This is a genomic window from Cycloclasticus sp. (assembly GCA_040743155.1).
Classification (GTDB): domain Bacteria; phylum Pseudomonadota; class Gammaproteobacteria; order Methylococcales; family Cycloclasticaceae; genus Cycloclasticus.
This window is the reverse complement of the sequence record JBFLJU010000001.1, coordinates 2,381,864-2,395,663: the sequence shown is the minus strand read 5'-3', so window position 1 is coordinate 2,395,663 and position 13,800 is coordinate 2,381,864. Positions and strand designations below refer to the sequence as shown.

Sequence of the window (13,800 nt, the reverse complement as noted above, 5' to 3'; positions counted from 1 at the left end):
TGCTGGAGATATCGAATTTGTCGCCACACAATTCGGCAAATAAACTGTCAGTTAAACGCACATAACTGCATAGTTATGTGTTTATTTATTTTTTAACGAATAAGTCTCTTTGAATAGCCCTAAAGTCACGAACCCATGGTTTTAACTTCCCCAAGGAGACAGGGAGTTTCCTAGCCGCGCTGATTGCCATTTCTTTATTTTCAAAATCGCCATAAACCACACTAAACCACTTACCGCCATTCCTTTTATGTTGGAAAAAATGCAGTTGTTTAACCTTTTCATTCTGAGAAAGGTAGTTACTAGCAGATGCTTTTGTAGAAACACTCATTAATTGCAATGTGAAATGGTTCTTGATTCTGCTGTTTATCCATAAGTGATTCGATTGAATTACTGTTAATTCCGTTACCGGTCCAAGTTTGGGTAGCGTTTTTTCGACCTTTAAACTCGCCATCAGCTCTGTAATGATCGGTTTTTCTAGCTCCGTCTTAACCGTCTTATTTCTCTGCCGCTCAGCTTTTTTTTCTATTGTAACAACCGCGGCCTTTTTTATTGTCTTTGCAACACTCGGCGCCTCTTTTTGCCTTGGCTTCGGTAATGCAGTTAACGCTATCGCTGGTGTCTCAACTTCTAGGACTTTTCCCGGTACCCCTGTTGATTTTCTAACGGGCCCTGTAGCCGCTCCAGTACCCGTAAATGGCTTCACCAAACCGCCCACAACTCTATTATTTTGTCTCTCTTCTGTTTCTATTTTTTTTGCAAGCGGCTCGATTTCTTTCTCTGAGTACAAGCCAAAAAACAAATAACCCATAACGACTAACGCCGCACCTACCGCCCAAACCAGTGGCATCGACTGCATTGTCACCCGCCTTTCATTACGATTCACTGCATGACCCATCTGTTCAAGCGCATCATTTATTCGTCCTGGCAAACCACCCGTTTCAATAAAAAGTACTACATCATCTAACTCCACCAAATCAACAATACCTAGGTTCTTTTTATGCACCCTTTGTCTAGCATATTCCGTGGTTTGTTTCTGTGTAAAGGGCTCGATATCAATCAACTGACAACGCGACTCTATGGTCTCCCCCAAGTTCTCCGAGGAAGTTAGAATGATCTGCACACAGTCATAAGTATCTGATAATTTGAACAAAAATTTGAATTTCGTCGCATCCAACTTCTGCGCATCTTCGATGCAAACAATCACTTTCTTTCCAGCTTTTGACCAAGCCTCAAACCGCACAATAATTTGTTTGTTGTTGCCTTCTGAGTTATCGAATACATCAGCAAAAATTTGCAATGGCTCACTTGTTTGCATTAAATCTTCTGCCGGCACTACACAGAACTGCCAGCTTGTATCTACCTGTTTTTCAAGCTGTGTGATAAAAAATGATTTCCCCGATCTTTCTGGCCCCCTCAAAAGAATAACACCCCGAGCATTCGGGATTAAATGAAGAATTAAATCAAGCCGTTGCTGCCTTTCTACGGGAAAAAACTCTTCTTTACGTGATTCTTTATTTGAGTGGCTAAAGTCCATTTAGCCTTGTCTGCTTATTACTTGGCCAATCAATGCTTCATCATTGCAGTCATAAATAGCCGCTTGACCTAGTTCCTTCAATAAAATCAGCCTAATGGATGCAGAAACATTTTTCTTATCCACCTTCATATTTCTAATGAAGTCTGACTCGTCCATATCTTTTGGCTTTTCAACGGGCAGGTTTGCACGCTCACATAACGTTTTAACGCGTGCGCTATTAGCAGACGAAATCCAGCCCAAGTTTTCTGACATATCCGCAGCTAGGCACATGCCCACTGCAACCGCCTCACCATGTAACCATTCACCGTAACCCATGTGAGTTTCTATTGCGTGGCCGAATGTATGACCAAAATTAAGCGTAGCGCGTATGCCTGATTCCTTTTCATCTTGAGCAACTACTTCAGCCTTCTTCTCGCACGATGTCTTTATTGCATAAGCGAGTGCAGCTGTATCTTTTGCTAAAAGGCTAAGTATGTTTTTTTCTAGCCACTCAAAGAATTTTATGTCACAAATCGCGCCGTATTTAATTACTTCGGCTAGACCCGCACTTAGTTCCCTATCAGGTAATGTTGAGAGTACCGACGTGTCTATCAGCACACATTTAGGTTGATAAAAAGCACCAATCATATTTTTACCAAGCCGGTGATTGACACCTGTTTTACCGCCAACTGAAGAATCAACCTGAGATAACAACGTTGTTGGAACCTGAATAAAATTAACCCCCCGTTGATAACTAGCGGCTGCAAAGCCTGTCATATCGCCTATGACACCACCGCCCAAAGCGATCAACGTCACTTGCCGATTGCACCTGTTTTCTAGCAACGAATCAAAAATCTTGTTTAAATACTCTAACGTTTTGAATTTTTCGCCATCGGGAAGTATGGACGCCTTAACATCTACGCTAGAAGGGAATTGTGCGATAAAGCGATCTAGGTAAATTGGTGCTATCGTTTCATTCGTTACAATTAGCACCTGTTTTGACGAAATATGCTTTTCAATTAAAGCCTGATGGCTTAACAAGGTTTCGCCAATATAAATTGGGTAGCTTCTACTCCCTAAATCTACTTTTAATATTTCCATCTCTTTCTTCATTGAGGATTTAACTGTTCGAGGATGGTATTAATCACTCTTTTACTGTTTGTTTTATTTGTACTGATGACAATATCTGCAACTGACTCATAGATTGGCGCTCTTAACTGCATAAGCTCTTCTAGTTTTTTTCTTGGATTATCTATCTGAAGCAAGGGCCTTTTCGTATCAAACTTGGTACGGCTTAACTGCTGATCAACCGAACACTGCAAATAGATAACACACCCTGTTTCCTGCAATACGTCACGGTTTTCGTCTTTCAAAATGATACCGCCACCTGTCGCAATAACTACACCATTCTTTTCAGATAAAGCATGTAATTTCTCGGTTTCACGTTTTCTGAACCCTTCTTCTCCCTCAAGCTCAAAAATTAAAGATATTTCGACACCCGTACATTTAATAATCTCTGTATCAGTATCATAAAACTCCTTATTCATTTGCTTTGCCAAAAGCTTTCCAACTGTCGATTTGCCTGCTGCCATAGGCCCAACAAGGTAAATATTATTTTTTTCTGGCATGTGCGAATCTTTAGATGTTTCTTGTAAGTAAAACTATATCACGAGCTCACTATAACTATTAGGTGCTATTCTTAATTGCATCGACATCGCCCATAAAAAAAACGGGGCGTTGCCCCGTTTTTTTTATATTTCTATATGCTTTATACAAAGACAGGAGCTATAAAACCTCTATCCCAAACAAAGCGGCCTTCTTAATTTATAGTTAAATTATCTTTTAAAATTTTAGGTGTAACAAAAAATAACAACTCACTTCTTTGCTCTGACTTTCTGTTATTCCTGAACATCACTCCTATGCCAGGTAAATCCCCAAAAAATGGTGTTTTATCAACTCCGGAACTATTTGAATGCTCATATATACCGCCTAGTATTACCGTATCTCCATTATCAACTAGAATAGTTGTAGAAACCTCTTGTTTATTTATTCCTGGTGGATTTGTAGAGCGGTCAGGTGAATCTTTAGTGATATTAAGCTCCAAATTCACCCTATCATCTGGCGTTATACGTGGAGTCACTGACAACTCTAGCAATGCGTCTTGAAAGCTTACAGAAGTCGCACCTGAAGATGATGCCTCCTGAAAAGGAATTTGAACACCTTGACTTATAGATGCTTCCTGCTGATCCAAAGTAACCACTCGTGGACTTGATAGCACCTCACCTTTCAACTCCGCTTGTAAGGCTGTTAACTCAAGGTCTAACAATACACTACCAATCTTACCAATTGTAAACTGGGCAAATGAGTTACTCGCAGTCGAAAGATCCACGGCTATTTCACCAGCTTTGAATATGGCCTCTCCCTCATTTCCTGTTCCCAGCCCTGCATTTTGATAGTCAAGCCCTGTAAGACCAAATTTTACTCCTAAGTCTCTTCTGAAATCTTCGTTTGCCAATACAATTCTAGCTTCAACCATTACTTGTCGAATTGGTCTATCAAGGCGCTCAATAATTTTTCGTATCTCTACTAATTTTTCAGCCGTTTCTTGCACTAAGAGTGTATTTGTTCTGCTGTCTACTGATACCCCGCCCCTAGCTGAAATTAGCCTTGTTTTCTCACTCCCTCCGCTTGCTTGTATTATTCCCATCAAGCTTCCAGCTTTAGCGTAACTAATCTCAAAAAATTCTGTTATCAGTGGAGAGAGTTGCTCAACTTGTTTTTTGGCTTCTAATTCTAATCTCTCTTGAGCGGCTACTTCCGCTTGCGGGCCAACCATCATGACATTACCCGTAATGCGTTTAGCTAAGCCCTTACTTTTTAAAATGATGTCTAGTGCTTGGTCCCATGGAACATTATTTAAGCGTAACGTAACGCTGCCGCCTACCGAATCACTAGCAACAAGATTCATATCAGTAAAATCTGCCAATAATTGCAATACCGAACGCACCTCTATGCTTTGGAAATTTAAAGATAATTTTTCACCTGTATACGGAAACTTATCGGCCGCTAACTCTTCTTGTTCTTGCTTTGTTAATGGTTTAAATTCAATCGTTAACAGCTCATCCATTTGGTACGATAAAAACTCGTAGTGGCCAATAGCAGCTATTGATAACCGGGTATTACTTCCGGCAGACATCACATCGATTGTCTTAACGGGCGTTGCAAAATCTAGTACATCTAATCTATTTGCTAGCTGGGCCGGTAACGCAGTGTCATGAATATCTACAATCACCTTGTCGCCCTCTTGTTTAACGTCAACAACTGACGATGTATTTGTAAGGCTCACAAGAACTCGACCTTCGCCTTCCTCACCACGCCTAAAGTCAATACCACTAACTGCCTTTTCAGCTGAGACAACTACCGCGTTAGCAGTGCTTGCTACTGAAGCACCCGTAACATTACCAATTGTTAAAAAGACGCTGTTACCCTCTACTCTTGTTGCATAAGGCGCCGCATCATTAAGATTTAACACAACTCTCGTTCTACCACCTGCTTCAAGAGCTCTTACACTAACTGCTTTACCGATATTTATGGGGATGGTTGTTTTACCCGATCCATTACTAGTTCCTAAAAGGTCTATAGCAATTCTCGCGGGATTATCCGTGCTGAAACTTTTTATTTGGCCTGGGGCCGAATCTAATGCTAACTCAATCTGTACTTTATTACCCGGCAAACCAGAAAACTGAATACTTTCTAGTACAGCAGCTTGCGCCGACATAACCGACATTGAAAACCAACATGTCAAAGCAAGCGCTCCTCTCATCACCAAGGCCTTTTGCTTTGCTACACCCCATCCACTTGCGTTTAACTTGTGCATGAATTTTCCCTTATTTACATGTTTCATTATCAATTCTCTCTATTATTCAACGAGAGCCAAAGAGGCTTCTCTTTCACGCCACTTGCCGGCCGTTGTTGCCACCCACTCTCCAAGATCAATCTGTTGATCTTGAACTCCAACAATTCTGCCAAAGTTTTGGCCTAAATAATTACCAGCCTGAACACGATGTATAACGCCATCACTCGCCTTCACAAGCCCCCATAGCTCACCATTCTTAGACAGCGTACCTACCATCCTCAATGTATCTAGCGGATAAGCCTCTAGCTCTTCTTTTTCTCGGTCTAAGTCTGGCCCCGGTCCTTCCGCATCGACCATATCTTCTATGGCCTGTGGCTCATCAAGTCTTTCAAATGGATTTCGTAATCCCTCTGCTAGATAGTCAAAAGACTCGTATGATTTGATCATCGGCATTGGCTCAATAGGCGTCGCCGGCCTAGCTTTAATTTGCGAAATATAGGCTTTTAAATCATTAAATTCTTCACTAACACAACCAGACATGAATATCAGCAACGTTATGAATGCTAATGATTTTATTGATCTATGTAGAGTAAGGCGGATCATCATTTATCATCCTCATCTAGGTAACGGTATGTTTTTGCAGTGGCATTCATTGTCATTCGACCACCTTTTCCAGCAGGTGTTATTGACACATTATGGAGCGTTACAATACGTGGCAAGGCAGCCAAATTACTAACGAACTGCCCGAACTCGTGATAGCTACCAACCACCGTTAAGCGGATCGGCTTTTCAGCGTAAAAGTTTTTCCGACTTTCGCCTGATGGCTGAAATAAACTAAATTCTAAGCCACTCGCTAAACCCGCTTGAGATACATCAACCAACAAATCGGCAATCTGGGTCTTATTCGGCAATTGCTGCAACATCGCGCCGAACTGCTTTTGCATATCACTTAATTGTTGCTTGTAAGCAGAAAGATTAACCGCTTTTGCTTGTTTTCGTTCAAACGTTTTCTTTAGCGCGAGCTCTTTTTTCTCAACCTTCTCTAAACCATCCCACTGGTCGAGCGTGTCGTAGTAAATCCACGCACCCACCAAAATAATACTCACCAATACGATGGCCGCGGCCTTAATGCTGCTCGGCCAGTTGCCCGCTTCGTTAAAATCCCAATTGATCTCGTCTAAATTCATTTACTTCCCCTCCGTGGGTTCCCCAACTTTAGCTTGGGCAACCTTTAGGGTAAAGCTATTTGCATCAACACCTTTGGAGCGGATAACATTCAAATCCGTACCTTTGAGCCAAGGAGATCGCTCCAAGCTACGCATATAAGCCGACACCCTTGTGTTAGATTGCGCATTACCCGCAATTGAAAGATTTTTGCCATTTTGGTTAAACTTGGTTAAGTAAACACCTTCCGGAACCGTTTTTGCCAATTGGTCAAACATGTGGACAATTTCTGGACGGCTACTTTGTAACTGCTGGATTACTTCCATTCGAGCAAGTAACCGGCTTTTTGTTTTATCCAACGCCTCAATCTCTTTAATTTTTTTATCCAAAACCGATATTTCATTCTGTATAAAGCGATTACGGTTATTTTGGGTCTCAATCAGCCCTTCTATCGAAAAGTGCACCGTTGCCATAATCATGACAGATACCAGAACCCCGGCCCCCAAAAATATTAAGAAATCGACCTGCCGCTGCTTACGCAGCTCTTCACGCCATGGAAGAAGGTTAATTTTAGCCATTAATCAAAACTCCTTAATGCAAGACCCGTTGCAATCATCATTGCGGGTGCATCATTACTTAGCGCCTGAGCCTTCACCTTTGCCGCTAATGTCATTTGAGAAAAGGGGTTCGCAACAGTAGCGGGTGTTCCAAGCTTTTCTTCCAACAACGCGTCAACACCCGGTAGCGACGATGTCCCACCCGACAGAATTATTTGATCTACGCTGTGCTGAGAGCTAGAAGAGAAGAAAAACTGCAAAGAACGCCCAATCTGTTGGCACATGACATCTTTAAATGGGTCTAGCACCTCGGTGATATAGCTATCAGGCAATCCTCCATGCTTTTTGGCCATACCCGCTTCTTCATACGAAAGGCCATAACGCCGCTGAATTTCTTCTGTCAGTTGCTTACCGCCAAAACCTTGTTCTCTCGAGTAAATAACTCTATTGTTATGAACAATATTGAGCGTTGTTACATTAGCACCGGTATCTGCGATGGCAATCGTCGCATCAGAACCATAGTCGGGCAAAGAACTTTGCAAAAGGCCGTAAGCATTTTCTAAAGCATATGCCTCTACGTCAACAATCTTAGCCTTAAGTCCAGCCAAATCTAATACGGCCACCCTATCATCTATATTTTCACGCCTTGACGCTGCTAGCTGAACATCTATCATCCCCGCATTCTTTTCATTACGGCCAATAACGCTAAAGTCTAAATTAACCTCATCAAGTGAATAGGGAATATATTGGTCGGCTATCATTTCAACTTGAGCTTCAAGCTCTTCGTCATTTTCTGGCTCGGGGATGGTCACTATCTTTGTAATGACAGCAGAGCCTGAAACCGAAACCGCTGCCTGCCTCAGCTTTGTCCCCGAACGCTCTACAACCTTACTGAGTGTTTGACCAATCGCTTCAATATCAGCAAAGTTATTATCAATAACGGCATTTTCGGGGAGAGGTGCAACTGCATAGCTTTCTACTCGATAGCGTGCGCCATGCTGGCTGAGCTCTATCAGCTTGACAGCCGTTGTACTGACATCAATGCCCAAAACATTAGGGTTGTTACGTTTGAAAAAAGACATCCTTTTTTTCCCTTCTCTTTTTTATCGTCTCCGTGATGACACAAAGAGCTTTTATATACTTTAAAATACAACGAAATCAAGCCAAAAATCAACAACTAACAACGTTTTCTTAGAGTATAGCCTTGCTTTTAAATATTTGCTGTTTTTATTTAAGTTATGTTCATTAAGCCAAGGTTTATGTGATTTCCTTCACAATGCTAATACAATAGTACAGCATTACTTAACTCACACCTTACTTTTACACCTAAAAACGGCATGAAGCAACAGCCCAAAACGCAATCATCTTTTAAAAAGCTTTTAAAATGGCTGATCATTATCGTCCTGACTCTCGCTGGCCTTGTCGGGCTTTATATCAAATTCAGCGTCATCCCCGCCCTGCCTGATGTTAACTCATTAAAGGACATTCAACTGCAAACACCCATGAGCGTATACAGTCGAGACGGCCTGCTCATCGCTAAGTTTGGAGAGAAAAAACGCATCCCGACGCTATACGCCGACATTCCACAAATTCAAATAAATGCATTCCTTGCCGCTGAGGATAAAGACTTTTTTCAACATTCTGGCGTCGACTTTTTTGGTCTAGCACGTGCCGCCGGTCAACTCATACTGACCGGCAAAAAGAAGCAGGGTGGCAGCACCATCACCATGCAAGTAGCAAGAAACTTCTTTCTTTCCAAGCAAAAAACTTACGGAAGAAAGGTTCGTGAAATACTACTGTCTTTTATCATTGAACAACAGCTCAGCAAACAAGAAATCCTAACCCTTTATTTAAATAAGATTTACCTAGGCCACCGATCTTACGGCATTGCCGCTGCCGCCAAGGTGTACTACGATTCAACTTTATCTGAACTTTCTCTAGCTCAGCAAGCAATGATAGCTGGGCTGCCAAAGGCACCTTCCGCGTTCAACCCGATAACCAATCCTGCAAGAGCCCTATTACGGCGTAACTACGTACTAAATCGGCTTCTTAGCCTTGACTATATAAATCAACCCGAATTTGACGCCGCTATTACCGAGCCCGTTACTGCTCGCTTGCATTCCGCCTCTGTCGAACTTGAAGCCCCTTACGTTGCGGAAATGGTTCGCAAAGACATGCATCAGCAGTATGGTGACGACATTTATACCGCTGGTATGCATGTGTACACCACTATAGATAGTTCACAGCAAAACGCTGCCAACCACGCTGTTAGAAACGCGCTACACGACTATGATAAACGTCACGGTTATCGCGGAATTTTAGGGCATATTGAGCCTAACGAAGCTGACTCAAGCGAGCTAGACCTAACCCAATTATCTGCTTATAAGAAAATTGGTGAAACTGAACCCGCCATTGTTATCGCCCTGTCGGACAAAAGCATCACCGTCACTACCTCCACTCATCTTACTGTCGATATTGCTTGGGATAATTTAAAGTGGGCTTGGCCATATATCAATGAAAACAAACAGGGGAAACAACCGAGAGTTGCTGCGGACATTTTGGCCCTTGGTGACATTATTCGAATACGCCAGCAACTCAACAAGGATGATTTCGAGCTGGCTCAAGTACCAAACGTCTCCGGTGCCTTGGTATCGATGAACCCTCTTGATGGCGCCCTGACCTCTCTTGTTGGCGGCTATGACTTCTATTCAGGCAAATTTAATCGTGCATTTCAAGCCAAACGACAGCCCGGCTCTGGCTTTAAACCTATTCTATATTCTGCCGCTTTATCGAAAGGCTACTCAACGGCAACTCTAATTAACGACGCCCCTGTTGTTTTTGATGATGCTGGCCTCGAGCAGCAATGGCGGCCGCAAAACTATAGCGGCAAGTTTTTTGGTCCGACACGTATGCGTGAAGCATTAATTCATTCCAGAAACCTCGTTTCTATCCGCATTCTCAGGGACATAGGCATAAAGCACGTCCGGCACTTTGCAGGCCGTTTTGGTTTTGACTCCTCTGCCCTACCCCGTAACCTTTCGCTCGCTCTTGGCAGCGGCAGCGCAAACCCTTATCAAATGGCAACCGCATACTCCGTCTTTGCCAACGGCGGCTACAGCGTCACCCCTTACTTTATTGAGCGAGTGACTTCCGCATCTGGCGACGAGTTATTTAAGGCCGAGCCTGCCATTGCCGGTGACGATGATCCGGGGCCACAAAAACATGAACTTACACCAGAATCAAGCATTACAACGCCTCTAGAAATGCCCACTCCCGTAGAGGACAACGCATCAACTAACGGCCTTAATGAACCGCTTATAAAAAAAGCTGAGCGCGTCATCTCACCCCAACTCCACTTTCTTATTAACTCTTTATTAAGAGACGTAGTTAAACGCGGAACAGGGCGACGAGCCCTCAGCCTAGGGCGCTCAGATTTAGCGGGGAAAACAGGCACAACCAACGACCAACGAGATGCTTGGTTCAATGGCTTCAACCCTTCACTGGTTGCCGTTGCCTGGGTTGGTTTTGATAACAGCAAGCCGCTAGGCAACAAAGAGACCGGAGGGCGCGCGGCCTTACCCATTTGGATCGACTTTATGAGGGAATCACTTAAGAACACGCCAAATATCCCTCTAGCGCAGCCAGACGGTATCGTCGGTCTTTTGATTGACCCAGAAACTGGCTTGAAAACGGAACCCTCCAATCAAAGGGCTATTTTTGAATACTTCCGAGAAGAAAATGCCCCTCTATCAGACAGCCAAGGTAGTGAAGCTGGAGACTCTACTGCCGAACAACAAACCCTCGAAGAACTTTTCTAAAACTTATAGCCATAAAAAAAACGCACCAAACGGTGCGTTTTTTACTGTGCCCTATCAAATATTAACGCTTATCAATAGAGACATAATCACGTTTTGGTGCACCTTTATATAACTGACGAGGGCGACCAATTCGACCATTTGGATCAGCCATCATTTCTAACCAATGAGAAACCCAACCTGACGTTCTTGCCAATGCAAACATCACCGTAAACATGCTCACAGGAATCCCAAGTGCTTTATAAATAACACCCGAATAGAAATCAACATTTGGGTATAGTTTACGCTCAACAAAGTAATCGTCTTTTAATGCGATTTCTTCAAGTTTCATCGCTAACTCAAACATTGGGTCTTCCGTGCCTGTTTCTTCCAACACTTCATAACAAACTTTTCGAATGATCGTTGCTCTAGGGTCAAAGTTTTTATACACGCGATGGCCAAAGCCCATTAGCTTGAACGGGTCGTTCTTATCTTTTGCTTTTGCTAAATACTTAGGAATGTTCTCAACGCTGCCGATTTCACTCAACATTTCTAACACACCTTCATTAGCACCACCGTGTGCAGGACCCCATAACGCGGCAATACCCGCTGAAATACACGCAAATGGATTTGCGCCTGTGCTACCCACTAACCTAACCGTTGATGTACTTGCGTTTTGTTCGTGATCTGCGTGCAAAATAAATAATAAGTTGAGTGCTTTAGCGGCAACCGGGCTGACGATATATTCTTCACAGGGCACAGAGAACATCATGTGCAACAAGTTTTCACAATAGTTTAAATCATTACGCGGGTACACAATCGGCTCACCAATTGAGTGTTTGTAGCACGCCGCTGCAATTGTAGGCAGCTTAGAAATCAGCCTATGCGCAGAAATCATCAAGTGCTCTTCATCATTCATATTTAGCCCTTCATGATAAAAAGCAGCTAATGAACCAACAACACCCATCATCATCGACATCGGGTGAGCGTCGTGACGGAAACCATCAAAGAATTTCTTTAACGCCTCATTAATCATTGTATGACGGCGAATAATCGTACTAAAAGACTCAAACTCCTCTGTCGTCGGCAATTCACCATGTAGAAGCAGGTAAGCCGTTTCTAGGTAATTACTGTTCTCCGCCAACTGATCAATCGGATAGCCACGGTGTAACAAAATACCTTTATCACCGTCAATAAACGTAATATCACTTTCACAGCTAGCCGTCGTTCCAAAACTTGGATCATGTGTAAAGTAACCTAACGCAGCAGGAATCCCTTTTACTTCAATAGTTGAATTACCAAGCGTGCCTTCTAACAATGGTAACTCTACGCTTTTCCCCGTTGTGTTATCTGTTAACGTTAAACTCTTTGATGACATCTATAACTCCTTATTCATTTATAGCGCTTGCGCTATCTGCACACATTACTGTGCAATCACTAAATTAATTTCAAAACTTGACCGGCAATTCTAACGAATTATCTTGATGAGGTCACCTAGTTTGGGCTCTCCTTTGGGGAAAAAGTCATTTAACAGCCTAAGTTGATCTTCCGAATGATGGCTAATCGGTGATTTTTTCGCAATGCTAGCCATTTTCCTATTTCGCCGACTCACCTTAACCAAGCTGACTTTCAACTCTTTAGCTACCTTCCTATCTTTAGGATTCAGTGCCGAAAAGCTTTTGATGGTGTTAAGAACTAGCGAATCAATATATTCAAACCTATCGGCCTGCTTTGCCGCCGCGAAAAATACAAACGCCCTCAACCCTTCGAATAAAACCGCCACACGCACCTTACCCTGCCCATACGGTGTTTTACCCTCAACAACGGCCATATAGCCTGAAAATCCCTCGACCGACAGCGCCATTTCGCTGACCGTTTTCCCTATCCCCAGCCTCGTGCTCAGAAACTCTTTCGGCGTTATTTTTTTATTTAAATCCTCCAGCCTTACCTGTATAAAGGCTTCATTGCGCGGAGCGGATCCTGCTATAGAGCCAGGCCTATTCAAAATTCGCCAATTAGCTGGAAACCTTAACTTGAAATTCAAATCTGGATGATAAAAGTGACGCCCACGAACTATTCCATCTTTTTCACTGTCACCGAACGTTAAACCGTCTAACTTCTTTAAAAACCCTATATCTTGCTTATCACTTGCCGAGGTTGCAAGCCCCTGCCCAATTCGCCCCAGAACTTGCTGCAAGCGCGTATCATTATCAGGGTGTGTTGAAAAAACACCATGATATGCCCGCGGTTCACGCCCCTCTTCAAGCGCCAGCTTCTTATCAAATAACTCCTGATTCTTCAGCGTCACAATCACTTGGCGCATTGCCGCTGCAGGGTATCCCGCCTTAGCAAGGTACTCGACGCCTAGGCCATCGGCTTCTAACTCATACTCTCTCCCGTAACCCCTTACTATACCCGTGCCTAATATATTGGTTAATTGGCCAACGCCTTGCACCCCTGAAGCTGACACTATCAAACCGCCCAAGACATTAGTCGCGGTCGATAAGCTATGCTGACGAACCGAGTGCCTTGCCGTAACATGGCCCAATTCGTGCCCTAATACCGCCGCCAATTCCGCTTCACTATTAAGGTAAGCCAACATTCCACGCGTGATATAAATGTAGCCACCCGGCAATGCAAATGCATTCACTTGGGTGCTATCAAGTAACGTAAATCGATAGATTAAATTCTGCCGATGGCTGACAGCTGCTACCCGATCACCTACCGATTGTATGTACTGTTGAAGTGATGGCTTATCGTAAACACGGTATTCCTTTAATACTTGCTGACTGTGCTTGCGCCCTAGTGCCAATTCTTCCTGTTCTGACATTAAAACAAAATCACGCTGACCCGTAGCGGGGTTAATTGAACACCCACTCACTAGCAATAAAGCCATTATTATAAAAAAGCACCGGC

At 43.2% G+C, this 13,800-nt stretch carries 11 protein-coding genes; 1 reads left to right on the top strand and 10 read right to left on the bottom strand.

Going from position 1 to position 13,800, the window contains the following annotated elements:
- Nucleotides 1-85 precede the first annotated feature (85 nt).
- From AB1Y31_11465 to AB1Y31_11430, 8 genes are all read right to left on the bottom strand, one after another.
- A complete protein-coding gene (locus AB1Y31_11465) occupies nucleotides 86-1,534 on the bottom strand; it encodes an SPOR domain-containing protein (protein MEW4983797.1) in 1,449 nt (482 codons plus the stop codon).
- Nucleotides 1,535-2,614, bottom strand: coding sequence for a 3-dehydroquinate synthase (gene aroB / locus AB1Y31_11460; protein MEW4983796.1), 1,080 nt, complete (start codon nucleotides 2,612-2,614; stop codon nucleotides 1,535-1,537).
- A gap of 8 nt (nucleotides 2,615-2,622) precedes the next feature.
- Nucleotides 2,623-3,141 (bottom strand): shikimate kinase AroK, encoded by a 519-nt coding sequence (aroK, locus tag AB1Y31_11455; GenBank protein MEW4983795.1) that lies wholly within the window; start codon nucleotides 3,139-3,141, stop codon nucleotides 2,623-2,625.
- 191 nt (nucleotides 3,142-3,332) lie between these two features.
- The gene (locus tag AB1Y31_11450; GenBank protein MEW4983794.1) at nucleotides 3,333-5,390 is read right to left on the bottom strand and encodes a type IV pilus secretin PilQ; all 2,058 of its coding nucleotides are present in this window, start codon (nucleotides 5,388-5,390) and stop codon (nucleotides 3,333-3,335) included.
- Between the two features lie 42 nt (nucleotides 5,391-5,432).
- Entirely contained in the window at nucleotides 5,433-5,909 is a 477-nt protein-coding gene (locus tag AB1Y31_11445) for a pilus assembly protein PilP (GenBank protein MEW4983793.1), read from the bottom strand.
- Nucleotides 5,910-5,971: 62 nt separating this feature from the next.
- Complete coding sequence (locus tag AB1Y31_11440; protein MEW4983792.1) at nucleotides 5,972-6,556, bottom strand: type 4a pilus biogenesis protein PilO; 585 nt, start codon at nucleotides 6,554-6,556, stop codon at nucleotides 5,972-5,974.
- Complete coding sequence (locus tag AB1Y31_11435; protein MEW4983791.1) at nucleotides 6,557-7,111, bottom strand: PilN domain-containing protein; 555 nt, start codon at nucleotides 7,109-7,111, stop codon at nucleotides 6,557-6,559.
- On the bottom strand, nucleotides 7,111-8,172 hold the full coding sequence (locus AB1Y31_11430; protein ID MEW4983790.1) for a pilus assembly protein PilM: 1,062 nt from the start codon (nucleotides 8,170-8,172) through the stop codon (nucleotides 7,111-7,113). The genes AB1Y31_11435 and AB1Y31_11430 overlap by 1 nt, the downstream gene beginning before the upstream one ends.
- Nucleotides 8,173-8,427: 255 nt before the next feature.
- Here AB1Y31_11430 and AB1Y31_11425 point away from each other — a divergent pair, with 255 nt between their 5' ends.
- The gene (locus AB1Y31_11425) at nucleotides 8,428-10,908 is read left to right on the top strand and encodes a penicillin-binding protein 1A (protein MEW4983789.1); all 2,481 of its coding nucleotides are present in this window, start codon (nucleotides 8,428-8,430) and stop codon (nucleotides 10,906-10,908) included.
- 61 nt (nucleotides 10,909-10,969) lie between these two features.
- Here the strand turns inward: AB1Y31_11425 and AB1Y31_11420 are convergent, their stop codons facing one another.
- Both AB1Y31_11420 and AB1Y31_11415 read right to left on the bottom strand, forming a co-directional pair.
- The gene (locus tag AB1Y31_11420) at nucleotides 10,970-12,262 is read right to left on the bottom strand and encodes a citrate synthase (GenBank protein MEW4983788.1); all 1,293 of its coding nucleotides are present in this window, start codon (nucleotides 12,260-12,262) and stop codon (nucleotides 10,970-10,972) included.
- A 90-nt stretch (nucleotides 12,263-12,352) separates the two neighbouring features.
- A complete protein-coding gene (locus AB1Y31_11415; GenBank protein ID MEW4983787.1) occupies nucleotides 12,353-13,780 on the bottom strand; it encodes a M48 family metalloprotease in 1,428 nt (475 codons plus the stop codon).
- Between the last annotated feature and the right edge of the window lie 20 nt (nucleotides 13,781-13,800).